The sequence below is a fragment of the Bacillus mycoides genome (genome assembly GCF_000832605.1).
GTDB lineage: Bacteria > Bacillota > Bacilli > Bacillales > Bacillaceae_G > Bacillus_A > Bacillus_A mycoides.
Genome location: NZ_CP009692.1, coordinates 1,143,934 through 1,169,364 on the forward strand (window position 1 = coordinate 1,143,934; position 25,431 = coordinate 1,169,364).

The window sequence follows — 25,431 nt, forward strand, 5'->3', positions numbered from 1 at the left end:
TTTATTCACTCCAAGTTGCGTTAAAACGATACCCAAGTCCACGTACTGTTTCAATAGCATTTTCAATACCAAGCTCATTGAACTTTTTACGAAGACGCGTGATGTTTACGTTTAATGTATTTTCCTCAACGAAGCTTTCGTCGTCCCAAAGAGCGGCTAGTAAATCTTCACGACTCGCTGTACGCGGGAATTTAGATAATAGCATTTCTGCTAAAATTGCCTCTTTCTTCGTTAAAAGAACTTGCTCAGCTCCAAAATGAATTTCGGGACGCTCAGGGAATAGTTTTAGTCCTTCAACTTCAACGATACGTTCAGAAATATTTGGTGCATAATCACCGTAAATACGGCGTAATTGACCTTTGATTTTCGCCATTACAACGTCGTAGTGGAACGGCTTCGTAATATAATCGTCCGCACCGCTTTCAATCGCCATAATTTGTTCCATTTCACCAGCACGTGCCGAAATGAAAATAATTGGACAAGTAGATTCATGACGGATTTGACGGCACCAGTAGAAGCCATCGAATTTTGGTAAGTTTACATCAAGTAAAACAAGATGTGGTTTCACGGCGTTAAACGATTCCATAATATCATCGAAGTTCTCTGCAACAACAGCATCATAGCCATATTTTTGAATGTGAGATTGTAATAATGATGAAATATTTGGATCGTCTTCAACGATTAAAATTTTATACATATGTATATTCCTCCTAAAAAAACAATTGTAGCTATAGTGTATCATGTGTTTCAAGTCTTTTCATTATGTTGAAATGAGAGCTATATAAATATAAAAGTTTAAAAGACGACATAGAACTTGTCTTTTTAGGGGAGAGAGAGGATCCAGCGATGCATAGAAGCGGTCAGAGCCTTTTTTGCCCCGTACGAAGTAAAAACAAAGAAATCAAATGAATAGGCTTTCCTTTTTTGTTATACATAGCATAGTTGTGGCGTATTTATATGATGAAAGATTAAACAGGATTTATATAGTAAACAGTATGGGGCAAAAGTGGAAAAAGTAAAAAGGGCCTTATATATAATTGACAATTGACTGAAATCATTTTAACATTTAGATAAATATCTAAATGTCTAATTAGTGAAAGGAAGAAAGACATTGAATCAAGCATTCAAAGCATTAGCAGACCCAACAAGGCGAAAAATTTTAGATTTATTAAAAGAAGGCGATTTAACAGCTGGGGAAATTGCTGAACAGTTCAACATGACAAAGCCAAGTATTTCACACCACTTAAATGCACTTAAAAATGCTGAACTTATTCAAGATGAAAAAAGAGGGCAATTCGTTGTGTACTCTTTGAACACAACTGTCTTTCAAGATTTATTGACTTGGGTGTTTACATTTACAAATAAGGGGGAAGAGGGGAAATGAAAAAGCATCTTTTTGCAATTATATTAATTCTTATAACTTGTATAGCTTGGGCGTTTGCTTGGCCACATTTGCCGGATACAATCGCGACACATTGGAGTGGTGGTAAGGTAGATGGTTATTCTTCTAAATTATATGGAATGATTTCTATGGTTGGAATTATGATTGCGTTATATGTATTTCTAAATGTGATACCAAAGATTGATCCAAGGAAAGCAAATTACGAGAAATTTTCTAAAGCTTTTATGATGATGAATAACGGGATACTATTGCTACTATTTGTAGGAAATATAGATATTATTACAAGTGGATTAGGATATAACTTATTCATTAATCGCATGCCTGAATTATTAGTTGGTATTCTATTCATAGTTATCGGAAACTATTTACCACAATGTAAACCAAATTACTTTGTAGGCATAAAAACACCGTGGACGTTAAGTAACGAAGAAGTATGGAGAAAAACACACCGTTTTAGTGGAAAGGTGTTTGTTGCATTAGGAATCATTATGATTTTAAGTGTTTTCGCGCCGGTAGCATGGAAATCTTTCGTAATGGCTGGAATTATTATTGGTGCAGTAGGACTAACGATGGGATATTCCTATGTTGCTTATAAGAAAGAGATAGGGGCTTAATATAAAATTTATGGGGGAGAGAGGATGAAAAGACACGTATTACCATGGAGTTTAATTATTGCAATTGCAATTGGCTGGTACATTGTATGGCCTTATTTACCGAAACAAATTCCACGTCATTATAATGCTGCAGGAATGGTAGATGGATATTTTTCTAAAGTAGAAGCGAGTTCAGTTTCAATAGGTAGTATGGTGTTGCTGTATTTGATATGGCTAGCTATGGGGTATATTGATGTAACGAAAGATAAGTATAAACAGCATGCTAAAGTCCTTTCTGCAATCCATTATGCAATTCTTTTGATAGGGTTCGGCTGTAATATATTTGCGCTATTAGCAGTGTCTAATTATATTGCATCGGGCTCCATTGCATTTAATTTCGGACTTGGAACATTGTTTTTAGTACTCGGCAATTATATGCAACAAACGAAGCCAAATGGTTTAGTAGGCATTCGAATGGACTGGACCTTAGAAAATCCTGTAGTTTGGAGAAAAACACACAGATTTGCTTCGAAGGTATTTGTAATAGGTGCACTTTGTATATATGCGGGAGCGTTACTTCCAGATCCATTCAATATCTTTGTGGGGATTGGAATAATATTAGTATGCATCTTCATATCAACGATAAAGTCATATGTTATTTATAAAAAAGAAATGCAATTGTAAGCAATAAGCGATTGAACTACACTAATCAAATTATATATTTATAGTTTTTATGTGTTAACAGGTTCTAATACTCAGTGAGGATAACAAACAAAACTTGCTGAGTAAAATTAAAAGCTTGATAATCTGAATATTTTGTTTTTATCCGAGAGATAGTTTGGGGGAAATCACATGTTAGAAATTATAAATTTTAGTAAGACATACAAAGGTGGCAAAAAAGCAGTAGATCAGTTAAATATTACTGTTCAAGCAGGAGATATCTTTGGATTTATTGGGCATAACGGTGCGGGGAAAAGTACAACAATTAAGTCGTTAGTTGGAGTTATAGATTTTGAAGAGGGTGAAATTTTTGTTGCTGGATATTCAGTAAAAAAGGATCCGATTGCATGTAAGAGAGTAGTGGCGTATATTCCCGATAATCCAGATTTATATGAGCAATTAACAGGAATTCAATATTTAAACTTTGTTGCGGATGTGTTTAAAGTGTCTGCAAAAGATCGGGAAAAGGAGATACAAAAGTATGGAGATGCTTTTGAGATTACACCGTACCTAGGTGATTTAATATCTTCTTATTCACATGGTATGAAACAAAAAGTGGCGATTATATCAGCGGTTTTGCATAAACCGAAATTATTAGTTTTAGATGAACCCTTCGTCGGTCTTGATCCAAAGGCTGCTGTAGTATTGAAAGGTATTATGAAGGAGCTTTGTGAAAAGGGAAGTGCGATTTTCTTTTCTACGCATGTTTTAGATGTGGCGGAGAAGTTATGTAATAAAATAGCGATGATTAATAGAGGGAAATTAGCACTTTCAGGGGAAGTGAATTCTTTAATAAAGGAAGGATCATTGGAAGAGCTCTTTATGAAGGAGCTTGCTAATGAATATTAGTAGTCTAGGTCTTTTAAAAATCCGCTTGATAACGCAGCTTGGTTTAAATACTTTTAAATACGAAAAAGATAAAAAGAAGAAGCAGAATAAGATTTTACTGTCAGCATCTATTGCCTTAGTTGGTGTCATGTTAATGCTATATTGTGGGGCCTCGGCATATGGATTGGTGAGACTAGGAATAAGTGAAATTATCCCAGTTTATGCACTAGTTATTAGCAGTGTATTGACGTTGTTTTTCACTATATTTAAGGCAAATGGAGAGATTTTTGCTTTTAAGGATTACGATCTTTTAATGTCATTACCGATTCGTGTAAGTACGGTTATTACAAGTAGGTTTTTGTATTTATATTTGCTGAATACGATCTTTTCAATCATAATCATGCTACCAATGGGAGTTGTTTATGGCATACATGAGAGGCCATCAGTTTCTTTTTACTTTATGTGGTTCATCAGTATGTTTATAGCATCTTTAATTCCAACAACAATAGCAGCGATTTTTGGAGCTGCGATTACGGCAATCGCTTCTAAATTTAAAAATACGAATAAAATAACTACGACTTTAAGTTTTATAGTAATTATTACATTCGGTTTCTTTATGCTAAAAAGCGGAAATGCTCAATATAGTCTTAATGATATGAACGGAATAGGTGCAATTATTTCAGAGCAACTAACTAAAGTGTATCCATTAGCTAACATGTTTCAAAAAGCAATTGTTCATGCTGATATTGTAGCTTTCATCCTGTTTGTTGGGATATCGGTTATTTGGTATTATCTTTTTGTAAAAATCCTTTCGTTAAAATATAAGCAAATAAATACAGAGATTACCACTTATCATATGCTTTCAAATTATGAAATTCATAGCATGAGAAAAGAAAGTGTATTGGCCGCATTGTATAAAAAAGAACTGAAGCGTTTCTTTTCTTCTACAGTGTATGTGGTAAATAGCGGAATGGGAGTTGTGATGGCGCTAGCTTTCGCACTAGCTATAGTTGTAGTAGGGCCAAGTCAATTAATAGCGTATCCTGGAATTGAGGCCCTGTTGCAAAAGGTTGCGCCATTTGCTATTGCAGCAGCGATTTCGATGACGTGTACAACATGTGTATCATTGTCATTAGAAGGAAAAAATGTATGGATTATTAAGTCGTTGCCTATAGCGCCAAAGATGATTTATGACAGTAAAATTCTTATGAATCTTTCATTAAGTATACCTGCATCACTTATTAGTGCTGTATTACTGATAATAGGGTTAAAACTAGATGTTTGGAGTTCTCTTTTCATCGTAATAACACCGATAACATATTCATTCTTTTCGGCAGTATGGGGGATTTTTATTAATAATCGATTTGGTTATTATGATTGGGTATCAGAAACTCAAATAGTAAAACAAAGTGTAGGATCGTTTGTCGGTATGTTTGGTGGCTTAATTACGGCTGTTATACCTGCCTTGTTAATCGGTACTGCTACGATCTCGAACTATAGAGTATTTACTTTGGTAGTTATTATAGTGCTTGCGATTATTACTATTTTCTTGTATAAGAACGAGTCGAGAAGAAGTATAAAATAAAAAGCTGCTTTTCCTTTAAAGAGGAAGAGCAGCTTCTTTATTTTGAAAAATTTTAGACCTTTATATTACTTTTTTAAAACAGGTACCCATATCTCGCTTCTGAAATTCGGCGATGATACGTCTTTACTTTCATTCCACAATATTTCCGGTCCTTCCGCTAGTTCATAGTTCGAAGAAGGGAACCATTCGGAATAAATACGTCCCCACACATTTTGTAATGCATCAGGAAATGGACCGACAGCTTCAAATATAGCCCATGTTGAAGCTGCGACTTCAAGTTGTTTGAATTGCTTTGGACAATCTTTCGTTGTGGCTACTCCAATATAGTGATCGAGTTCGCCTTTTTCCTCCATTCTTCCTTCAGAAAAATTCGTAGAAGCACTAATAATTCCGGTAGGTTCAATATTTGAAAGGGACTTTAATGTTTCGATTGATTGGCTGTCTAAACTTTTCCACATAGAAGCAATTTCTTCGTTTACACCGTTAAAAACAATCGGTACTCGTTTTTGTATACCAATGATTTGAAATGGCCCTTTTTCTTCAATTCGATAGTTCATTTCATTTCCTCCTTGAATGGATAGTTGGAAGGTCATTGGTGAATAAGCTTTCAAAGAACGACTGGTACTTCGAGCTTCTGAAGGCGTTATTCCGTGCAAATTTTGAAATGCACGTGTAAATGAATCTGGTGAGTTGTAGCCATATTTTATAGCGACATCAATGACTTTTGCATTGCTATCTGTTAGTTCAAAGGCAGCAAGGGTAAGACGTCTACAGCGAATATATTCTGATAGTGATATGCCAGCTAGAAAAGAAAACATTCTTTTGAAATGATATTCGGAGCAGAAAGCTATTTTTGCGACTTCTTTAAAATCAATTTCGTGTGTAAGGTTGTCTTCAATATACTGCATTGCCGCATTCATATTTTTAAGTGAATCCATTATATGACCTCCTTTGTATATAGAATATCAGGAACGAAATAGCTCCATCCGACATTTCATGCACAACTTTGTGGGGGCATTTTTAACCTTACAAAATTGTAATGTTCCTGTAAGGAGAATGAATGGATGGCATGATATCCCAATGTTATAGTAACAAAGTACTTTAGTACATTAGGTTAAATTCTGATGTCTTTACTTATGTGCCTTACATAACTGTCATGTTTGTGTAAGAAACATCGATAGTGGCAAGAGTAGAGAGTGTATATAGTTGAAAATAGAGAATAGAAGAAATGAGGGATGTCGAGATGAAAACAGTGTTAGAAGCAAAAAATATTGAAAAAGTATATGACACAGGTGGGAATAAATTTGCAGCTTTAAAAGGTATTAACTTACAAGTAAAAGAAGGTGAGTTCGTTGGAATTATGGGACCTTCTGGTTCGGGTAAGACGACTCTTTTAAATGTTCTTTCTACAATTGATAATGCGACGAACGGTGAGATTTTAATTGATGGAAAAGACATCGTGAAGATGAACGATGATAAGCTAGCGTTATTCCGCCGTGATCATTTAGGGTTCATTTTCCAAGATTATAACTTATTAGATACGTTAACGGTGAAAGAGAATATTGCGTTACCTCTTGCGTTATCAAAGGTGAAAGCGAGTGAGATTGATCGCCGCGTTCTTGAAATCTCAAAGAAATTCGGTATTGATCATATTTTAAGTCAGTTCCCATATCAAGTATCCGGTGGACAGAAGCAGCGCTGCGCAGCATCGCGTGCGATCGTTACAAGTCCTAGTATGATATTTGGGGACGAGCCGACTGGAGCACTTGATTCTAAATCAGCGACAGATTTATTAGAAAGTATGAAGTCGTTAAATGAATATGATAATTCTACAATTTTAATGGTAACGCATGATGCGTTTGCGGCTAGTTATTGTAAACGAGTTATTTTCATTAAAGATGGTGAGTTATATAAAGAATTACACCGTGGTGAATTAACACGTAAACAGTTCTTCCAAAAAGTCGTTGACGTAATGTCTTCCATTTCTGGAGGTATGGCTGATGACCTTATCTAGCATTGCCCTCCGCAACATACAGCGGAACTTTAAAGACTACTTTGTATATTTTGCATCTATGATATTTAGTATCGTAATTTACTTTACATTTAAAGCACTGCAATATAATTCACAAATGGAAAAAGCAGCGGAAGCATCAAAAAAGATTAGCGGTGCATTCCAAGTTTCCAGTGTAATGCTAATCATTTTCGTAGCAGTGTTTATTATATATTCGAACGGTTTCTTTACAAGAAAACGTAAAAAAGAAGTTGGGCTATATTCGTTACTTGGTATCCGAAAAAGACAGATCGGTAAAATGCTCTTTTATGAAAATATGTTAATGGGATTAATGTCTTTAATTATCGGGATTGCGATCGGTAGCGTCCTTTCGAAACTATTCCTTGAACTACTAGTAAGTATGATGGGATTAAACTTAAATGTTCATTTTGAAGTACCGATGGCTGCGATTATTGATACAGCAATTATTTTCTTTGTGATTATTTTATATACATCACTTCAAGGGTATCGTTTAATTTATCGCTTTAAGTTAATTGAACTTTTCCGCGCAGAGCGTGAAGGAGAAGCAATGCCAAAAGGATCCGTAATTATGGCGTTAATTTCAGTTTTCTTAATCGGCTCAGGTTATTTCTTAGCGTTAATGTTTATGAAGGCAGTTATGTATGCAAACTTTATGGCAGTCGCACTTTATATATTACTTGCGACAGTATTAGGTACGTATTTACTATTTATGTTCTTTACAGTATTCGTATTGAAACGTGCAAGAAATAATAAATCATCGTTTTATAACGGTATGAATATGATAACGACGTCACAGTTACTATATCGTATTAAAGGAAATGCAAAGTCACTTGCGACAATTTCTATTTTAAGTGCAGTAACATTAACGGCGGTTGGTACGTCAGTTACGATGTATTACAACACATTTACACAATCAAAAGCAGTTGCACCATACAGCTACTCTTATGAGAAGAAAGATGCAGAACTAGATAAGAAAGTAAATGCGATTTTTGCTGAAGAGAAAGAGAATCACCCTGTAAAAGATCAATTTGAAGTTGAGATGGTTCCTGTAAAAGGAAAGTTTGAAGGAGCTAAAGTCGATTTCATCTTTAATATGAACTACAGTATCTCAGAGAAATATCAATTTATATCTCAATCTGAATTCAACAAACTTGCGAAAAAAATCGATGCGGAAACAGTGAATATAGCTACTGGCGAAGCATTTATATATGATAGTTCTTATATTGAAGGGTATGAGTTTAGCCCTGAATATAAAGGAAATAAAGCGGTATTCCAAATTGGAAATGAAACGAAGACATTGACGATCCAAGGTGCAAATAATAATGCAATTACGAACTTAGGTGAATTAGTTGTTGTCGTTTCAGATGAAATGTATGAACAGGCGAAGCAAGCATTTGGAACACGTGTTGTAAAAAATATTGATGTAAAAGATGAAAGAAACAGTAAAGTATTAACAGAAAAATTAACAAAAGTGATGCCAGCTAGTGAATCAGAAATGGCACCACCATTTAGAGACTTCTATACTGGTTTCCATATGGGACTTGAAGCAACTGGACTAATGATGTTCATCGGAATGTTCTTAGGACTTGTATTCTTACTAGCAACAGGTTCTATTATTTACTTCAAACAGCTAACAGAAGCAAGTGCAGATCGTGAGCGTTACGTTGTCCTTCATAAAGTCGGTGTAACGAAACAAGAAATGAAAAAAGCTATTGCAAAACAAGTGAGCTTTATCTTTGCAATTCCACTAGTAATCGGAATTCTACACAGTTTGTTTGCATTAAAAGGTTTAGGGAACATACTACCATTTGAAATTATGATTCCGCTTCTAATTAGTATCGGAGTATACAGCGTTATTTATATCGGATATTACTTCTTAACAGTTCGCTCTTATTATAAGATTGTGAGCGCGAAGTAATGAAAGAGTTGTTTTATCTTAGTAAAAAAGCATCCGACTAACATGTTAGTCGAATGCTTTTTTGTCTATACGTGAGCTTTATTTTCGTCCGAACTATCAAACATGTCCATTACTTTAAAAATACCTTCCAATAGCAAGGTACATAGAATAGCGAAAATTAATACGGCATGAGGTGATAATTCAACTGATGTGAAGTTAAGGTCTGCCAACCAAAAGTAACCTACATAAAAACTTAGAAATGTGCTAACAGCCGAAAGTGTAAATCCTAAAAATCCTAATTCCTTTAATTTTTCCTCAGATAATTTACATAAACGTAAAACAATAGAGAAGAGAATTCCTACTATGAAAAATCCCATACATAATGCGAACAATGATATTATGCTTGGATACTTAACTTCATCGGGCATCCACTTTTTCATTCCCACTATTAAAAATGTAGGGATAAGAATAGGTAATAAAAGTGGTAGCACTATTTGTATAGCTGCAAATAATGCATTTGATTTATTATCGTTTTGATTATTCATAAAGCCTCCAAAAATGATTTCTATACTAATTTCAAATATCTTAGAGGATTCTAACATAAAAATAGTAACTTCGCTATACAAAATCGGAGTAGGAACATGATCATTCATGGTAAATAAACAAGCTGACTTATTTGTATATGTTTGATTCGCTTATCTTTGGAATTCAATTTTTTATGTTTGTTTATAGTAAAGATGAAGATTTCCTTCATCTTCATAAAATCTTAAGAAATCTCCTCAATATTTGTTAAGAAACGATAGTTATACTTAAACACAAGTTAAAAACTATTGAACGAATGGAGAGAGAGTATATGCAGCTCATAACATTCTTAAATGAATTTATTAAACATCCGAAACATACTGGTGCGATTGCGCCAAGTTCAAAGATATTAGCAAAGAAAATGGTAGATGTAATTGATTTTAATAGAGCGAAATGCATTGTAGAGCTAGGGCCTGGTACAGGAGCCTTTACGAAAGAAATTATAAAGAGAAAGAAGAAGGAGACAATATTTCTTCTTATTGAAATTAATGAAGTATTTTTCAAAGAGTTAAAGAGAAAATTTAAAGATGAGCAGAACGTGATTGTTATACACGGCTCAGCGGAAAATATAAAGAAGTATATGGAACAATTGAATATAGAATGTATTGATTACGTCTTATCCGGATTGCCTTTCACTTCTTTACCAGAAGAGGTTTCAAAGCGCATTTTAAACAGTGTAATGGAAACGATACATGAGAATGGAGAATTTATTACATTTCAATATTCACTTGTGAAAAAAGGATTTATACAGCATTTCTTCCCTGAAATTACACTAGAAAAAGTGTGGTTCAATTTCCCGCCAGCTTACGTCTTTAGCTGTAAAAAAGAGCTAAGGGGAGCATATGCATAATGGAGCTACATGAATTAATGTCATACATTGAGCAGTATGGTTATTGGGCACTATTTTTTTGTTTATGGCTTGGTATTATCGGTATGCCGATTCCAGATGAAATGATTGTAATGAGTGGTGGATTTGTATCATCGATGGGTATATTGAATTTGATTCCCGCCTTTTTATTAACGTATTTAGGCGTTGTATCCGGCCTTTCTTTAGGGTATATACTCGGGAAAATCTTTGGCATAAAAGTGCTTAATAAATTGATGAAAAAGAAAAAGATGAAGTATCTTCTAAAATCGCAAGAGATGATAGGGAAATATGGTCATTATGCATTAGTTATAAGTTATTTTATACCTGTTGTGAGGCATATCGTACCGTATTTAGTAGGAATGAATAACATGTCTTTTAAGACATATGCGATTTATTCATATGTAACAGGATTTGTCTGGACGTTAGTTTATTTTGTACTAGGTTCTATATTTGGAAAGCATATAGAAGTGATAGTAACCCTTGCGACCGAGTACGGTATATATTTTGGTGGCATCGTTATTGTAGTTTGTAGTATTTCTTATGTGTATATGCATAAGAAGAATGCAGTAGTGAGTGAAATAAAGCAACATTCTTAGTTTGGTAAATGATGCTGGAGGAGATTTTGTGAGTAAAGGAACGATACTAATCGTGGACGATGAGAAGGAAATTAGAAAACTTATCGCTATCTATTTAAAGAATGAAGGATACGAAGTATTACAAGCTGTAGATGGTGAAGAGGGGTTAGAAATAGTAAAGAAAAGAGACGTGCATCTAATTGTACTTGATATTATGATGCCGAAAATAGATGGCATTCATATGTGTATGAAAGTGAGAGAAATAGCGGAAATGCCTATTATTATGCTGTCGGCAAAAACGCAAGATATGGACAAGATTTTAGGGTTAACAACTGGGGCAGATGATTACGTAGCAAAACCATTTAATCCGCTGGAACTCATTGCTCGGATTAAATCACAACTTCGGAGATATATGAAAATGAGCGGGACAAGCGTAAAAGATGAAAGTGTATTTGAAGTTGGAGATATAAAGATAAATATAGTAACGCGTCAGGTCATTATTGCAAATGAAGAAGTGAAATTGACACCGAGAGAGTTTGAGGTATTAGAATTACTTGCACGAAATCAAGGAATGGTATTAAATGCAGCACAAATTTATGAAAGAGTATGGAAAGAACAAGCTTTCCAATCCGATAATACTGTGATGGTACATATTCGGAAAATACGCGAAAAGATAGAGGCGATTCCAAGAAAGCCTCGTTATATTAAAACAGTATGGGGAGTTGGCTACAAGATTGAGAAAGATATTTGAACCGATAATATGGATGAATCAAATTTTTAAAAAAATGATAGGTAAAACAGTGAGTTATTTGGAAAAAAGTATACGGATACAGCTAATTGCTACATTTACTTTCTGTACGTTACTCGGTGTATTAGTAGGATGGTCTTCATCTTCCTTTTTCGAGGATGCGAATAAAATTTCTATCATTGATTATGCATCAGGTATGGAAGCCATTGATGGACAGACACAATGGCTTGTTGGAAGTATAACAGAGGAAGGTAAGGAAATTAATATACAAGAACTGCTTGATCAATCGAATCATCAAAATCAACTGAAAATTTTAATAATAGATGAGAATGGGAAAGTCGTTTATAAAACAAAGGGAGCGCCAGAAGAACAAATCAATCTTCATGAGACGATGCGTAATGTGATGGATTTTAAAATGGATCAAGTACGATATGTAGAGGCGCAAAATTTAATTCAAGATGGAACTGAACAAAAGCGTAAGGAGTTTACAACCTTTTATCCGGTTACTGTTAATACGAAAAATATGTATATCATTGCAAGTGGTATACCACAAGGAAATGTGAAGTATATAGTGAATGAGAGTAGCCCATTTCCATCTTTACTAGGTTTTATCACTTTTATACTGTCTTTCTTTTATATAACGAAAAGGAAGATGAATCAGATTGAAGCGATGGCAGAAGGAGTAAGGGAATTTTCGAAAGGTAATTTACAATATAAAATCAAACAGGCAGGTCAAGATGAAATAGGTTTATTAACTTCTAATATTAATCAAATGGCAGAAAAGCTTTTGGCTAATATAGAAAAGGAAAAACAAATAGAGAAGCAAAAAAGTGAATTGATTACAAATGTATCACATGATTTAAGAACACCACTTACTTCTATTATGGGGTATTTACGTTTACTAGGTGATGCGAAATATGAAAATAAAGAACAGCATGATGAGTATATAAAAATTGCTTTCTCAAAATCAGAGCAGTTGAAGATGTTAATAGAGGATTTGTTTGAGTATACAAAACTAACAGATGAAAATATGGCGTTAGATTCGCAAGAAGTGTGTATGAATGAACTACTTGATCAGTTAATAGAAGAGCTAGTACCACAAGCGGAGGAGCATAATCTTTCTTTTGTGAAAGAATTTCAGGAAGATCGTATATATGCTGTTGTGGACTCAGAAAAAATGGTACGTGTGTTTGAAAATCTTTTAATAAATGCAATTAAATACAGTATAGATAAAGCAGAAATTCGAGTTTTACTTCAAAGAGAAGAACAGCATATCAAAATTTCTATAGCGAATCATAGTGAAGAATTTACAAAAAAAGAATTAGAGAATTTGTTTGAGCGTTTTTATAAAAAAGATCAATCAAGAAGTAGAGCTGTAGAAGGTTCAGGTTTGGGGCTTGCAATTGCAAAAAGCATTGTTGAATTGCACAAAGGAGAAATTCGAGCAGAATATGAAAATGGGGTTATTCAATTTATTATCTTATTGCCAATTTAATTAGAAGAGCATTAGGAAATTTGGTTACATTTTAATAAGTAATAGCGCCGCGATTGATTTAGAGGAAGTCCTTTAAGGGGAAGTATCTGAGAAGAGGAGAATAGAAAGTTTCATGAAAAAAATAAGTGTGTTTATCGTATTGATTATAGTTGGAGTTACATTACTTATCGGGAAAGGTGGACCGATTGTAGATCAACTCAATCCATTTATTAAAGAAGATGTTTATTATGCTGTTGTAGACAATGATGGTAAATTTGAGGCTAAGAAAGATGGTTTTGGTAGATGGCAATATAAATTCAAAGGATATAATGAATCCGGTCAAGAGCAAAAGATCGCGATGACTGCTTCAAAACATTTAAGAATAGGGTCATATTTAAAGATTAGATCTAAAGGAAGTTATGGTATGAAATGGGAGGAAGTACAAGTAGATGAAATACCTAATAAAGTAAAAGAGAAAGTACAAATAAAACATAATTAGTTATAGAAATTATAAGTTGCATTCCATGGATAAAGTAACGATCAAGCTTCGAATATAGTGGCAGTATATGATAATTTCTAAATTTTTTATAAAGAAGATAAAGTTTATCTGAACTTTATCCAAACTGCATTTCTTCTGTGTACAATGACTAGTATTCTATAGTATGTAGATAAAAAATAGTAAGGAGTAGCAGGATAATTATGCAGGTTTCTAAGAAGAAAATATTATTATTTCTTTCAATTATTCTTTTGGCTTTATTGATGGTGTATGTATGTACAAATAATAAGCATGTCCAAAATATTGTTCATAATATAGAAGACATCTATAAAGTATATAAAGAGAATCAGGTATTGAAAGGGAAAATTGAACATCAAGAATCGTTAAAGAGTAAAGTGCAAATGTTAAGTGAGGAGAAAGAAAGCCTTACTAAAATTATCAACAAAACGAAAGAATTAAAGGAACAGGGAAAATATAATTTCATTCAAGCTACAGTAGTAACCCGTGTAGCAGAAGAGTGGTATAGAGAAATTACTCTCGATAGAGGTTCACAACATGGTGTAAAGGCTGATATGGCTGTTATTACAGTGAACGGTTTTATCGGAAAGGTAGAGAGTGTAGATCAATATACATCTGTTGTGAAATTAATTACGAAAGATGAACGAACAAATCGTTTAGCAATCACCTTCCAAAATGATTCATCTATTTTAGGATTTGTTACAGGGTACGATAAGAAAAAACAAGCCCTTCGAATTGATAATATTCCATCAGATAAAGCGAAAGAAATAAAAATAGGTGATAGCGTTATTACCTCTGAATTAAGTCAGAAAATACCACCCGGTCTTGAAGTAGCAGAGGTGATAGAGCAAGAACCAGATCAATATGGTCTTGCTTATATTATTTATGCAAAACCAAAGGCAAATCTATATGATTTAGAAGATGTAATTTTAATAGAACCTAAATAATAGTTTTATATAGTGTCTATGAGAGGTGAATTAGAAACGAAGAGAATTAATGTAAAGTAAAGAGTAAGAGGGATAAGGGAAAATAAAATGGTACTAAATTTAATAATATGTAGTTATATCTTTATATCGTTTTTATTTTATCTTTATCTTATCTTTATCTCGGACAATTATAATGAAGAGGTAAACTGATGATAAGTGCAAAGTTATTAAGTATTACAGTGGGTCTTTTTTTGTCCATTTTTAATATTAATTATTTATATAACCTCTCCAGTAGGCTAGAAAACCTATACAATATCCTTCGAATTTATATTTGTAAATGCATTATTTGAGCGCGAGAATAATGGCTCTTCGAAAACGTTATTGACGCCATCTTCGTGAGAACAAAGTAATGGTATATGAATTGGGTTATAAAACATTTAATTCGTATATTATAATTTCATTAGAAATATACATTACAAAAATGTAAGGATAATGTAAGGGGAATCAATATTGCTGTTTGTAAAGAAAAGATAAAATGATAGTTAGTGTCTATAAAAATAGCATAATCGCAACACTGGCCATATGACAGGAGGCAATATGAAAAATTTAATATTTGATGAGAACGTTGTGCAAAAAGTGCATAGTAAAAAGGTGAATGTAGTACACCATACTGTAGAGAAGCGTGGGCATAGAGTATGTTATTAAAACTTTCTATTTCCAGTATGAAAAAAATGATAAAGGATTACATCGTTTTACTAATAGGTCTTGTAATCTCAATTTCTATATTTTATATGTTTCAAACGCTTGCGTTAAATAAAGAATTTACAATGAATAACAGCATTATTGGTTCAATTGTATTTGTATTTCAAATAGGATCTATTTTGGTGGCGTTTATTACCTTCTTTTATATTTTTTATGCAAACTCATTTCTCCTCTCACTCCGGCGGAAAGAACTTGGCATGTATCTTGTATTAGGAGCAAAAAAGAGTAAAATCAGCCAATTCTTATTTTTTGAGACGTTAGCCATGGGAATGATTTCACTAGTATTAGGTAGTGTATTCGGAGCTATTCTTTCTAATTTCATAAGTGGGTTTTTAACAAAACAATTGGAAATATCAGCTGAAGGTTATCAAGCTTTTTATGGTCCTGCATTCAAAATAACATTTATATTCTTCAGTGCATTGTTTCTGCTTACATCTGTTGTGAATGCAATTCGAATAACACTTAAAACAGAGTTAGATTTAATTCGTACAGAGCAAAAGGCGGAGCAGATACGAAAAAAGGGTCCTGTCACAATGGCGTTAACTTTATGTAGTTTATTAGGACTAAGTGTAGGATATTATTTCGTAATCTTTGTAGGAATAAAAGGTGCTGGTGCCATTTTACTCCCATTATTCACAATTACATTGGGAACATATCTTATATTTATTTCTCTTTTACCCACGTTTGTTAATAGATTAAAAAAAACGCGCTATTTAAACGAAAAGAAATTAAGTGCATTTACATTTGCACAATTGCAGTTCCGTGTAAGTAGTTTGGCGAAAATATTAGGAACGGTAACGATGCTAATTGGACTAGGCGTGGGGGCAATGGCCGGTGGCATGTCTTTACAGAAAAATGTAATCCTTACAGCAGAAAAAATGCCAGGGTATGATATTACAATTCATGATCTAGAAGCAACGGATTATAAAGCTATGGAAAAAATGAAAATTATAGATAAAAAACAGTATAAATATAAAGTTGATAATGAGGCTGTTTACTATTTAAAAGAGGAATTATTAGAGAATCCTCCACTTCTATTCAGAAAGAAAGAGACAACACATATTTCTGAACAACTTCCATCTTCGAGCTATAGGATGTTTAAGGGAGAGGAAGTTGATCCATCTAGTTCTACGTTACCGATGAACTGGGACAAGATTGTGGATAGTGATTTTAGGTCGAATATTACTGTATATGATCGTAAGCCTGTCTATATTGTCGATAAAAACCGTTATGAAACAATTCAAGGGAATGAGCATACGTTTTTTATTGCTAAAGTAGATAATATTTTACAGTATAAAACAGAGTTAAAAGAGATGGATAATCGTCAAATTGAAAAAATAGCTGCTGCCACTAATAGGCCTAAAGCAGATGTATATTTACCAACGAGCTATGGTGATTATGAATCTATGCTCGCCTTTTCAAAAGGAACTTCCTTTATGGGATTCTTTTTAGGTCTTGCTTTTTTAGCTATGATGGCAAGTTGTTTAATGTTTAAAATCCTTTCTGGGGCTACGAAAGATATAGGGCGGTATGAGATGCTTCGAAAAATTGGGGTGCGTAAAGAATTACTTATAAAATCTATGTATAAAGAATTAGGTATCGTATTTCTATTTCCAGCAATATTGGGTCTCATTCATGTTTTGGTAGGAATGAACATATTTACATTTGTTAAATTTTTTGTGAATCCATATGTGAACATATGGATGCCGATTTGTATATTCCTAGGAATTTATATAGTCTACTATTTAATCACTGTACAATTATATAAGAGGATTGTTCTTCCGAAGGAAAGATAAATATATAACGAGGAAGACTTGAAAAGCTAGATTAATATTTCATTAATAAGTAAGGGATGTAGAAAGGAATTAATAGAATGGGGAAATTGTTAAAGGTAAAAAACATAGTTGTAATGACAGTAGCTACAGTTGTAGTGGGAGGAGCCTTTTTCGTATTTCAATCGATAACCTCACCTGCAAAAGCGATAGCAAATCAAGAAAATTCAGTTCAGTATGCAAATGAACAAATAAAAGTGGAAATGAATAAGGTAGCACCAACGCAATTTAATGGTCAAACTAGGAAAATTGCCTATCTTACTTTTGATGATGGTCCAGGAAAGTATACGGCACAGTTACTAGATATATTAAAGGAAAATGATGCGAAAGCAACATTTTTTCTAATCGGTCAAAATGTAAAATCATATCCTGATTTAGTAAAACGAGAAGAAGTAGAAGGACACTATGTGGGAATGCATAGTATGACGCATAATAACAAGAAATTATATGCCCAGGGTGGCTATGTAGATGAAATGAAAGAGGATCAAAGTTTAATTGCTAGTATTCTTGGACATGCTCCAAAACTAACACGTCCGCCATATGGTTCGAAGCCTGGGTTACACGAAGAACTTCGTAATAAAGTTGTAGAAAATGGTCTTAAAGTATGGGATTGGACAATTGATTCATTAGATTGGGAATACAGTGGAATGCCAATAAATACAGCAACAGCAAAAATTGTTCAAAATGTACTGGCTGGTGCGACAGATCAAAAAGAAGTGATTTTGATGCATGACATTCATCCGCAATCCGTTGCAGCAGTACCTGCTATTATTAAAGGGTTAAAAGAAAAAGGGTATGAATTGGAAGCGTATCATGAAGATGATCATTTCCCATTGAACTTTATGCATGATAAACGTATGTAACATAGGGGGAATTGACATTGACTTATAAAGCGTTAGCGATTACGGGAATTATATCTATAAGCTTATTGACAGGGTGTTTTGGCGCAAAGCCAGAAGCAGAATTGTACGTCGCATTTGAAAACGCGATGAAGCAAGAAAAGATGGTTTCTGAAGATGCGAAAAAACTAGAGGTCTTAGAAAAAGAAGGTCAAGAGTTATACAATCAAATTATAAATGAGGGTAAAGATAGTAACCAAGCAATTATGCCGAAGTTAGAGCAAGCTACAAAAAGTATTGATGAACGTGAAAAAATATGGAACAAAGAAAAAGAAGCTTTTGGAAAAGCACAAGAAGAAGTAAAATTAGTTCATAAAACTATAGATAAAATGGAAGATGCAGCTCTTCAGAAACAAGCGAAAAACATACAGGATATTTATAAAAAGCGTTATGCATCTTTTAGTAAGATAAATGATTCGTATCAAAAGTTAATGAAATCTGAAAGAGAATTATATAAAAGCTTAGGTGAAAAAGAAACGAACTTAAAAAAGGTTAGTGAAAAGATTAAAGGTGTAAATCAAATGAATGAGGACATTCAACGAGAAAAAGAGAAATTTAATAGATATACACAAGAATATAACAAAGAGAAATTAGATTTTTATAAACAAGCGAAAATTAAGATGAAAGAGGAGAAATAAATACTTTATTTCTTACTCCAAAATAGAATAGAGAAATCAAAAGTCCCAAGCTACTAGCCTTGGGGCTTTTTCATATTCTTAAAGAAATGTTAAGAATATCCGCTGCTATTTATTAAGAAATGCTATCTATACTTAGAAATGGGTTAAGAAGTGCTCGGAAAATATGTAGGGAAAATAAAAGATAGGAAAAAGAAGTGTAGGAGGATATATATGAAAGCATCAGTTGTAGAGGTAAAGAATGTACAAAAGGTATACGGTAAAAAAGATGAGAGTCAATCACATGCACTAAAGAATGTATCGTTCTCAATTCAAGAGGGTGAATTCGTTGGAATTATGGGACCATCTGGTTCAGGAAAAACAACATTATTGAATGTAATTTCTACATTAGATAAGGCAACAGGTGGAATTGTTGAAATTGCTGGAATAGATATTACGAAAATGAAGCAGGGAGAATTATCTGATTTTCGCTCAGAGACACTAGGGTTTATCTTTCAAGATTTTAACTTACTTGAAAATTTATTAATCTATGAAAACATTGCATTACCGCTTTCTCTGCAAGGCGTTCATTCGAAAAGAATTGAATCAAAGGTGAAAAAGGTAGCAGAAATGTTAGGGATTTCAGAGATTCTTCAAAAATATCCGTCCGAAGTATCTGGTGGACAAAAACAACGTTCGGCAGCGGCCCGTGCACTTGTACATGAGCCAGCCATTATTTTAGGAGATGAGCCAACAGGAGCGCTTGATTCTAAAAATGCGAAAAGTTTATTAGAGTCGATGACCAACTTAAATGAAGAACAGGATGTTTCGATTATGATGGTTACACATGATCCATTTAGTGCGAGTTACTGCCGACGTATTTTATTCATCCAAGACGGAGAACTGTATAAAGAAATTCATCGCAGAGGTACGCGTGATGAGTTTTATAAAGAAATTTTAGATGTGCTTGCGGATTTAGGCACACAAAAAGCATAAGAAAGAAGGTTCAACATGTTATTCAAACTTTCCATGTCGGGACTAAAAAGTAAACGAAAAGACTATATGGTCTTATTAGTTGGGCTTATTATGTCTATTTCAATTTTTTATATGTTTCAAACGTTAGCGTTAAATAAAACGTTTATTGAAGGGAATTCTATGGATGGGATTTTTTCCGTCTTTCAAACGGGCTCATTTTTATTAGGATTTATTACATTATTTTATATTTTATACGCCAATTCATTTATATTATCACTTCGGCAAAAAGAATTTGGTATGTATATGGTATTAGGGGCAAAAAAGCATAAAATTACATTGCTCATGTTTATTGAAACAATTGTATTAGGAATAGTATCTCTTATAGTCGGTATAATCTTGGCACAAGGTGTTGGACATTTACTGATGAAGGAGCTGGAATTTACTGGCGGTGGTTATCATGCATTTTATGTACCATCAATCGTTGTTACTTTCATCTTTTTCATTGCATTATTTATGTTGTCCGCAATTATGAATGGTATGAAACTAGTGCGTAATTCGCCATTACAACTCGTTCACTCCAATAGTCAAACAGAGCGTACGTTTACTAAAGGGAAACTAACGAATATAGTAGCACTTTTATCAATTATTTTATTAGTAGTTGGTTATGTTTCGATGATATATATGAAGGAGCTAAAGGAATCAGGATTTATCATTGCTACAATTACAGTAACATTAGGAACTTACATGCTATTTGCATCATTTCTTCCGATTATTATTAACAGACTGAAAGCGAATAAAAATCGTAGTGAAAAAGGAATCAATGTGTTTACGTTTGCTCAGTTAAGTTTTTCTATTAATAGCTTAACGAAAGTATTAGCGACAGTTGCTATGTTAGTGGCTCTTGGTGCAGGTGCAATCTCCAGTGGTATGGCGTTTAAAAATAATGTCACAAATATAGTGGAGAGTGCAGAATACTATGATGTCGAAATTAAAAATCCCACAGCAGCAGAAAAGAAAATACTAGATAGTATTACATTTAAAGAAAAGAATGAATATCGATACAAAGTAGATGAGCAGTTTATTTATCAGTTGAAAGAAGATTTGGAAAGAAATCGTCCGCTAACACGTACTGGAAAGGACGAGAATAGTAGCCGATTCGTTCCTGTTTCGAGGGAACTAATTGCGGGATCCGTTTTAAGTCATAGCCAAGAAAAACATGAGAATAATACCAATGTAATTCCAGAAGAGTGGGAAAATGTTTTACGGTCTCTTCAAAAGACATATATGAATCCTAGTCAAAAGATACAAATTGTAGATCAAAAGATGTATGACGGGATACAAGGTAAAGAAGAAATTATAATACTGGGGAAAACGGACAATTTTATAACGTATAAAGAAGAATGGAAAAAAATCGATGAATTAGAACTAGCTAAATATAAAGATATGAAAGAAGTACATCTTTTGAGTAAATATATGCTGTATGAAGGATATTACAGTACTTACAGTGGAACAGTATTTATGGGTTTTTTCTTAGGCATAGCTTTCTTAGCGATGTTGGCAAGTTGTTTAATGTTTAAAATTCTTTCTGGTGCTTCAAAAGATATTATTCGCTATCAAATGCTTCGTAAAATTGGTGTACGTTATGAGCTATTAACGAAATCAATTTATAAAGAGTTATTTTTCATTTTCTTATTCCCAGCGATCGTAGGTATAACGCACGTATTAGTCGGAATGAACATGTTCTCGTTCTTAATAGATAATCCATATTTCCGTATTTGGCTGCCGATTATTATTTTCTTAGTCATTTATGTGTTTTATTATTTCATTACAGTTCAATTGTATAAAAAAATTGTTCTTCCGAAAGAAGTGTAGTGTGTAGTGAATAAGGGGGATGATGAATCGAGCTAAATTTAGGGGGATATTATATGGAATTTATAGTGATGAAGAAGTTATAAATTCAAAAAAGCAGCTATTCTACGTAATAGCTGCTTTTTTCATTATTTGTAATTAGGAAGCAACTTGTACTGTAGATAAGGAGAAACAAAATCCTCTATTTTTTCAGTATATAAAAGATAAAGAGGGAAAGGTATTATAACTTCTGTAGTAATCGTTCGCCGCTTTTCATGTCGCCTTTACACAACGGGCATTGTGGCTTATCTTCTAAAGAAAAGTTTTTACGCATCCATCCAAGGCAGTCGTCTGCTTCGCATTCCCACACAGCAATTGCTTCTGGTTCTTCTACAGGTTTATCATTTTTTCTCCAATACATGTGATCGCTTCTTTAATTTGAAAAGTTTTTCGGAAAAAACAAAAAAGGTTGTTAACGTTTTTTGTTAACAACCTTTTATTTATTCATTATACTGTATTTTTTAAAAAAATGCGAAGGTTAGTAATTGTTAAAGTATAGCGAAATAGCGATTATACAAGCTCAGGATTATAAATCATCGTTGAACGCCTTAGTAATAATTCAATTTGACACGGTGTATGCCGTCAACCTTCTCCGCATGTTTCTACCTCTTTTTCTTCTCTTATTTCAATTCAGATAAGCCTAAAGAACTATAAAGGAAAATGAGTATACTATCAAAAAAATTTTTAAGAGAACTGAATTAAAATAGATTTAATATGAGTAATTGAGGAATATATCCATTAGTAGTTAGAGTTTCACATAGTTTATTTGTGCTAAAAGGCTTATCGGCAGTACTTCCGTATGAAATTGCAGTCCCGTTATTAATTAGTATTGGTCTGTATAGCACCATGTATATTGGCTATTATTTCTTAACGGTTCGTTCTTATTTTCGGATTGTTAAGGAATAAAAATAGTGATGAAATTTCTCGTGAAACGAAAGGAAACATAGTGGGAATTATGTTCTCTTTCGCTTTTTTATTAGTTAAAATGAAGTGTGTATGACAATGGTATTTAAATGGAGTGTTATAATTGGGGATTTTAATTATAGTAGGATGCCTATTAATAGGCATCCTTTTGATTGGCCTAAGTATTTATAGGTTTGTAAAAGAAATAAAAGAAAAAGATTCAAAGAAAGATAAATGGACAGTAGTGGCACAAAATATTCTAGGGTTATTTAGTGATCCGCTGCACGGAGCACCATTCTACTTTTTAATTGGTGCGCTCTTTTTTGTAGTGGGGCTTTTATTTCTCTCTATGGGAATGGGCTGAGTTGAAATTGATTAGTTGGTGCTAGAGAATTAATTATATAATCGTAGTGGTATTAAGAAGGAGAGAGTAAATGCCAATTATAAGAGATATCCAATTAATGTTTCTAAAAAGAAAAGAGAATATAAGTAGCCTAGAGATATTAAAATTAACATCCTCAAGCAACTACGATGAAGAAATATCTTTTTTTAAAGAAACGAGCTGTATTACTTCTTTATATTGGCGACATATGCCAAAGTTAAGAACAGACTATGAAAAAGGTATCTTGATTCACTGTGTGGATGATATTTCATTATTAAATCAGTGGGAGAAGGAATATCAGATTTCCCCTGAATATATTAATGTTTTTGTAGATTATGGGAGTGAAAAGGATTTTTCGTATTTATCAAATCGAGAGAAAAAAGAATTAGCTCTTCGTATTGTACACTCTGAAATGAAGAATTTAGCTGTGAAATATGATTGGGATATAGAGGCGTTAGAAAAAGCATACAATAAGATACTGGATTTGGATTATAAAAATGAACTGGCATATATAAAGAAGAGTAGTCCAAATAAAAAATATGTATGTAGTATAATTTGTCAGCATGAAGTGGCTTATGCTGATATTTACTTAGAAATAAGGGAGTATAGAACTAGAAGGTTAATTAGAAAAGACAAACTTATTAGAGAAGAAGACATGTATAAAATGTTTAATCATGTTAGTGACGTGGCTTGGAAATTAAACTATAAAGTGATGTTGATGAACGATAAAGGGAAAACTATGTGGATGTTAACCTTTTTGGAGAAAAACGATCCGGCTAATTTAGTTTGGAAAATTGAGAAGATAGATTAGAAAGAGGGATTCTTCCTACTATAGTAGAGTGTGATGAATATTATAAGACTCATTTAGATAATATTGAGAGTTAAATTTATATAAAAAATAGGAGAATAACAAAAGATGAAAAGAAGAAGAAAGTCCGGAGAAAAGATACAAATGAATCGCTTTACACTCCCTTTATGTTATGGAAGTGAAGCACCATATTATTACTACGAGGTAGCACCTCATGAAAGAGAGGGACGCTTCCATTTAACATCAGATCTTTGCATAATGGACGATGAACATTACTTCATTAGAGGGTGTTTAGAACTTCCTATAATTGATTACCACGAAAATTTCATCTGGGCTGTGTGGGTCTCACTTAGTAAAGAAAGTTATGATAAAGTACTAGAAAAGTGGGATGAAAGAGGGCGAGAAAATAGCGATCCTCATTTTGGCTGGTTATCTGTAGAAATACCAGTTTATCCAGAAACACTAAATTTAAAGACAAATATACATATAAGAGAAGTTGGAATGGCGCCGTATGTTGAATTAGAGCCAACCAATCACCCTTTAGCGATAGAACAAAGAAATGGAATTACTTTGGAGAGAGTGAAAGAAATACAAGAAATTATACAACGATATAATTAGATTAGAAGAGAAAAAACGAGTGATATCACTCGTTTTTTTCATTACACAATATTAGGATTATAAATCATCGTAAAGTGCGCTTGTAACAACTCAATATGACACGGTGTATGAAGAGAGCTTTCACCATCTGTATCTACTTCTTTTTCTTCTTCTGTTTCAATATGAATGGATTTAGCTTTGACGTGGAAGATGTCATTTTCATTTGAGTCTTCAAATAGTTTCTTTCCGATATAATCTTTAAACGCTTGAATGCCTGTTGATTTGACTACGAAAATATCAAGTGTTCCGTCATCACATTTTACGTTCGGAATAAAGGATGGGATACCCCCGAGATATTCACCGTTTCCAACCATAACAAGGACAGCTTCATCTTCATACACTTGTCCGTCGTAAGTAATTTTTACTGGGAATGGTTCAGCATTTTTTACAGTTCGAATGGTGCTTAAATAGTAACCAATTTTACCAAGCTTTGCTTTCTCTTCTGCATCAATATTGTTTGATACTTCAGATACGAGTCCAATGCCCCAGAAGTTTAAGAAGTGTTGTCCGTTTGCTTTTGCGACATCAATTGGTTTTACATGTCCTTTTGTAATGAGTTTCGCTGCTTCTGCAATATTTTGCGGAACGCCGAGTGTGCGAGAGAAGTCGTTGCAAGTTCCGCCTGGAATGATTGCAAGTGTAGGTCTAGTTTCAAGAGGGGCTAAGCCATTTGTGCATTCAAATACAGTTCCGTCACCACCGAAGACGATAATTAAATCTACTTTACTAGCAAACTCTTGGCAATATTTTGTTGCATCACCTTGCCTTTTCGTATGTAGGATGCGTAAATCAGGAAAAGCCGTAGCAAGAGGTGGTACGATTTTTGTTAAGTTCGTATGTAAATCGCCTTGTCCTGCTTTCGGATTTACGATGAGGAGTACTTTTTCAAATTTTGTCTTTGTCATTTTTATTCTCTCCCTTTGTCTTTTACGAATCGTGATAGAAAA

26 protein-coding genes and 1 pseudogene are annotated in these 25,431 nt (G+C 33.5%); 22 read left to right on the plus strand and 5 right to left on the minus strand.

What is annotated here, in order from left to right:
* Position 1: 1 nt before the first annotated feature.
* Positions 2-697 (minus strand): response regulator transcription factor, encoded by a 696-nt coding sequence (locus BG05_RS07750; RefSeq protein ID WP_000276730.1) that lies wholly within the window; start codon positions 695-697, stop codon positions 2-4.
* A gap of 414 nt (positions 698-1,111) precedes the next feature.
* Between BG05_RS07750 and BG05_RS07755 the strand changes: the two genes are divergently transcribed.
* The 5 genes from BG05_RS07755 (at position 1,112) to BG05_RS07775 (ending at position 5,128) form a co-directional block, all read left to right on the plus strand.
* A complete protein-coding gene (locus BG05_RS07755) occupies positions 1,112-1,384 on the plus strand; it encodes an autorepressor SdpR family transcription factor (protein WP_001070538.1) in 273 nt (90 codons plus the stop codon).
* Positions 1,381-2,016 carry an SdpI family protein gene (locus BG05_RS07760; protein ID WP_002143549.1) on the plus strand — a complete coding sequence of 212 codons (636 nt, stop codon included), beginning with the start codon at positions 1,381-1,383 and terminating at the stop codon, positions 2,014-2,016. Before BG05_RS07755 ends, BG05_RS07760 begins: the two co-directional genes overlap by 4 nt.
* A gap of 24 nt (positions 2,017-2,040) precedes the next feature.
* A complete protein-coding gene (locus BG05_RS07765) occupies positions 2,041-2,679 on the plus strand; it encodes an SdpI family protein (RefSeq protein WP_003191986.1) in 639 nt (212 codons plus the stop codon).
* A 168-nt stretch (positions 2,680-2,847) separates the two neighbouring features.
* Positions 2,848-3,564, plus strand: a complete 717-nt coding sequence (locus BG05_RS07770) for an ABC transporter ATP-binding protein (protein WP_003191988.1) — start codon at positions 2,848-2,850, stop codon at positions 3,562-3,564.
* On the plus strand, positions 3,554-5,128 hold the full coding sequence (locus BG05_RS07775; protein ID WP_016127569.1) for a hypothetical protein: 1,575 nt from the start codon (positions 3,554-3,556) through the stop codon (positions 5,126-5,128). The genes BG05_RS07770 and BG05_RS07775 overlap by 11 nt, the downstream gene beginning before the upstream one ends.
* 65 nt (positions 5,129-5,193) lie before the next feature.
* Here the strand turns inward: BG05_RS07775 and BG05_RS07780 are convergent, their stop codons facing one another.
* On the minus strand, positions 5,194-6,066 hold the full coding sequence (locus BG05_RS07780; protein ID WP_002191023.1) for an AraC family transcriptional regulator: 873 nt from the start codon (positions 6,064-6,066) through the stop codon (positions 5,194-5,196).
* Between the two features lie 305 nt (positions 6,067-6,371).
* Here BG05_RS07780 and BG05_RS07785 point away from each other — a divergent pair, with 305 nt between their 5' ends.
* Both BG05_RS07785 and BG05_RS07790 read left to right on the plus strand, forming a co-directional pair.
* Complete coding sequence (locus BG05_RS07785; RefSeq protein ID WP_000859658.1) at positions 6,372-7,142, plus strand: ABC transporter ATP-binding protein; 771 nt, start codon at positions 6,372-6,374, stop codon at positions 7,140-7,142.
* Positions 7,129-9,078: an ABC transporter permease gene (locus BG05_RS07790; RefSeq protein ID WP_000176129.1), complete on the plus strand. Its 1,950-nt coding sequence runs from the start codon at positions 7,129-7,131 to the stop codon at positions 9,076-9,078. Before BG05_RS07785 ends, BG05_RS07790 begins: the two co-directional genes overlap by 14 nt.
* 65 nt (positions 9,079-9,143) lie before the next feature.
* Here BG05_RS07790 and BG05_RS07795 read toward each other — a convergent pair whose 3' ends face one another.
* Positions 9,144-9,602 carry a hypothetical protein gene (locus BG05_RS07795; protein ID WP_033713779.1) on the minus strand — a complete coding sequence of 153 codons (459 nt, stop codon included), beginning with the start codon at positions 9,600-9,602 and terminating at the stop codon, positions 9,144-9,146.
* Between the two features lie 308 nt (positions 9,603-9,910).
* On the opposite strand from BG05_RS07795, the gene BG05_RS07800 reads away from it, so the two are divergent.
* The 11 genes from BG05_RS07800 (at position 9,911) to BG05_RS07850 (ending at position 21,698) form a co-directional block, all read left to right on the plus strand.
* On the plus strand, positions 9,911-10,489 hold the full coding sequence (locus BG05_RS07800) for a class I SAM-dependent methyltransferase (RefSeq protein ID WP_002129619.1): 579 nt from the start codon (positions 9,911-9,913) through the stop codon (positions 10,487-10,489).
* Positions 10,489-11,103: a DedA family protein gene (locus tag BG05_RS07805; protein WP_000418950.1), complete on the plus strand. Its 615-nt coding sequence runs from the start codon at positions 10,489-10,491 to the stop codon at positions 11,101-11,103. The genes BG05_RS07800 and BG05_RS07805 overlap by 1 nt, the downstream gene beginning before the upstream one ends.
* A 28-nt stretch (positions 11,104-11,131) precedes the next feature.
* A complete protein-coding gene (locus BG05_RS07810) occupies positions 11,132-11,833 on the plus strand; it encodes a response regulator transcription factor (RefSeq protein WP_000033680.1) in 702 nt (233 codons plus the stop codon).
* Positions 11,817-13,325: a sensor histidine kinase gene (locus BG05_RS07815; RefSeq protein ID WP_016127568.1), complete on the plus strand. Its 1,509-nt coding sequence runs from the start codon at positions 11,817-11,819 to the stop codon at positions 13,323-13,325. Before BG05_RS07810 ends, BG05_RS07815 begins: the two co-directional genes overlap by 17 nt.
* A gap of 112 nt (positions 13,326-13,437) precedes the next feature.
* Positions 13,438-13,803 (plus strand): YxeA family protein, encoded by a 366-nt coding sequence (locus tag BG05_RS07820; RefSeq protein WP_003192005.1) that lies wholly within the window; start codon positions 13,438-13,440, stop codon positions 13,801-13,803.
* Positions 13,804-14,003: 200 nt separating this feature from the next.
* On the plus strand, positions 14,004-14,765 hold the full coding sequence (mreC, locus tag BG05_RS07825; RefSeq protein WP_003192006.1) for a rod shape-determining protein MreC: 762 nt from the start codon (positions 14,004-14,006) through the stop codon (positions 14,763-14,765).
* Between the two features lie 674 nt (positions 14,766-15,439).
* Positions 15,440-17,302 (plus strand): FtsX-like permease family protein, encoded by a 1,863-nt coding sequence (locus BG05_RS07830; RefSeq protein ID WP_033734301.1) that lies wholly within the window; start codon positions 15,440-15,442, stop codon positions 17,300-17,302.
* A gap of 77 nt (positions 17,303-17,379) precedes the next feature.
* A complete protein-coding gene (locus BG05_RS07835; protein WP_002143531.1) occupies positions 17,380-18,201 on the plus strand; it encodes a peptidoglycan-N-acetylglucosamine deacetylase in 822 nt (273 codons plus the stop codon).
* 17 nt (positions 18,202-18,218) lie between these two features.
* Positions 18,219-18,875, plus strand: coding sequence for a YkyA family protein (locus BG05_RS07840; protein WP_003192013.1), 657 nt, complete (start codon positions 18,219-18,221; stop codon positions 18,873-18,875).
* A 210-nt stretch (positions 18,876-19,085) separates the two neighbouring features.
* Positions 19,086-19,847, plus strand: a complete 762-nt coding sequence (locus BG05_RS07845; RefSeq protein WP_003192015.1) for an ABC transporter ATP-binding protein — start codon at positions 19,086-19,088, stop codon at positions 19,845-19,847.
* A 15-nt stretch (positions 19,848-19,862) separates the two neighbouring features.
* Positions 19,863-21,698 carry an ABC transporter permease gene (locus tag BG05_RS07850; RefSeq protein WP_016127564.1) on the plus strand — a complete coding sequence of 612 codons (1,836 nt, stop codon included), beginning with the start codon at positions 19,863-19,865 and terminating at the stop codon, positions 21,696-21,698.
* Positions 21,699-21,915: 217 nt separating this feature from the next.
* On the opposite strand, the gene BG05_RS07855 is transcribed toward BG05_RS07850, so the two are convergent.
* Entirely contained in the window at positions 21,916-22,095 is a 180-nt protein-coding gene (locus BG05_RS07855) for a cold-inducible protein YdjO-related protein (protein ID WP_002015777.1), read from the minus strand.
* 374 nt (positions 22,096-22,469) lie between these two features.
* Here BG05_RS07855 and BG05_RS32145 point away from each other — a divergent pair.
* From BG05_RS32145 to BG05_RS07870, 4 genes and pseudogenes are all read left to right on the plus strand, one after another.
* A pseudogene (locus tag BG05_RS32145) lies at positions 22,470-22,640 on the plus strand (FtsX-like permease family protein); the annotation flags it as partial.
* Between the two features lie 121 nt (positions 22,641-22,761).
* A complete protein-coding gene (locus BG05_RS07860) occupies positions 22,762-23,001 on the plus strand; it encodes a hypothetical protein (protein ID WP_033734303.1) in 240 nt (79 codons plus the stop codon).
* A gap of 70 nt (positions 23,002-23,071) precedes the next feature.
* Complete coding sequence (locus BG05_RS07865) at positions 23,072-23,830, plus strand: hypothetical protein (RefSeq protein WP_002143523.1); 759 nt, start codon at positions 23,072-23,074, stop codon at positions 23,828-23,830.
* 105 nt (positions 23,831-23,935) lie between these two features.
* The gene (locus BG05_RS07870; RefSeq protein WP_016127563.1) at positions 23,936-24,445 is read left to right on the plus strand and encodes a DUF2199 domain-containing protein; all 510 of its coding nucleotides are present in this window, start codon (positions 23,936-23,938) and stop codon (positions 24,443-24,445) included.
* 41 nt (positions 24,446-24,486) lie between these two features.
* Here BG05_RS07870 and BG05_RS07875 read toward each other — a convergent pair whose 3' ends face one another.
* Positions 24,487-25,389, minus strand: coding sequence for a diacylglycerol/lipid kinase family protein (locus tag BG05_RS07875; RefSeq protein ID WP_003192029.1), 903 nt, complete (start codon positions 25,387-25,389; stop codon positions 24,487-24,489).
* Positions 25,390-25,431: the final 42 nt, after the last annotated feature.

Excerpts from the sequence above, each read along its gene's own strand:
- BG05_RS07750 (WP_000276730.1), bottom strand. The coding sequence starts at position 697 with ATGTATAAAATTTTAATCGTTGAAGACGATCCAAATATTTCATCATTA.
- BG05_RS07760 (WP_002143549.1), top strand. The coding sequence starts at position 1,381 with ATGAAAAAGCATCTTTTTGCAATTATATTAATTCTTATAACTTGTATA.
- BG05_RS07765 (WP_003191986.1), top strand. The coding sequence starts at position 2,041 with ATGAAAAGACACGTATTACCATGGAGTTTAATTATTGCAATTGCAATT.
- BG05_RS07770 (WP_003191988.1), top strand. The coding sequence starts at position 2,848 with ATGTTAGAAATTATAAATTTTAGTAAGACATACAAAGGTGGCAAAAAA.
- BG05_RS07775 (WP_016127569.1), top strand. The coding sequence starts at position 3,554 with ATGAATATTAGTAGTCTAGGTCTTTTAAAAATCCGCTTGATAACGCAG.
- BG05_RS07780 (WP_002191023.1), bottom strand. The coding sequence starts at position 6,066 with ATGGATTCACTTAAAAATATGAATGCGGCAATGCAGTATATTGAAGAC.
- BG05_RS07785 (WP_000859658.1), top strand. The coding sequence starts at position 6,372 with ATGAAAACAGTGTTAGAAGCAAAAAATATTGAAAAAGTATATGACACA.
- BG05_RS07790 (WP_000176129.1), top strand. The coding sequence starts at position 7,129 with ATGACCTTATCTAGCATTGCCCTCCGCAACATACAGCGGAACTTTAAA.
- BG05_RS07795 (WP_033713779.1), bottom strand. The coding sequence starts at position 9,602 with ATGAATAATCAAAACGATAATAAATCAAATGCATTATTTGCAGCTATA.
- BG05_RS07800 (WP_002129619.1), top strand. The coding sequence starts at position 9,911 with ATGCAGCTCATAACATTCTTAAATGAATTTATTAAACATCCGAAACAT.
- BG05_RS07805 (WP_000418950.1), top strand. The coding sequence starts at position 10,489 with ATGGAGCTACATGAATTAATGTCATACATTGAGCAGTATGGTTATTGG.
- BG05_RS07820 (WP_003192005.1), top strand. The coding sequence starts at position 13,438 with ATGAAAAAAATAAGTGTGTTTATCGTATTGATTATAGTTGGAGTTACA.
- mreC (WP_003192006.1), top strand. The coding sequence starts at position 14,004 with ATGCAGGTTTCTAAGAAGAAAATATTATTATTTCTTTCAATTATTCTT.
- BG05_RS07830 (WP_033734301.1), top strand. The coding sequence starts at position 15,440 with ATGTTATTAAAACTTTCTATTTCCAGTATGAAAAAAATGATAAAGGAT.
- BG05_RS07835 (WP_002143531.1), top strand. The coding sequence starts at position 17,380 with ATGGGGAAATTGTTAAAGGTAAAAAACATAGTTGTAATGACAGTAGCT.
- BG05_RS07845 (WP_003192015.1), top strand. The coding sequence starts at position 19,086 with ATGAAAGCATCAGTTGTAGAGGTAAAGAATGTACAAAAGGTATACGGT.
- BG05_RS07850 (WP_016127564.1), top strand. The coding sequence starts at position 19,863 with ATGTTATTCAAACTTTCCATGTCGGGACTAAAAAGTAAACGAAAAGAC.
- BG05_RS07855 (WP_002015777.1), bottom strand. The coding sequence starts at position 22,095 with ATGTATTGGAGAAAAAATGATAAACCTGTAGAAGAACCAGAAGCAATT.
- BG05_RS07865 (WP_002143523.1), top strand. The coding sequence starts at position 23,072 with ATGCCAATTATAAGAGATATCCAATTAATGTTTCTAAAAAGAAAAGAG.
- BG05_RS07870 (WP_016127563.1), top strand. The coding sequence starts at position 23,936 with ATGAAAAGAAGAAGAAAGTCCGGAGAAAAGATACAAATGAATCGCTTT.
- BG05_RS07875 (WP_003192029.1), bottom strand. The coding sequence starts at position 25,389 with ATGACAAAGACAAAATTTGAAAAAGTACTCCTCATCGTAAATCCGAAA.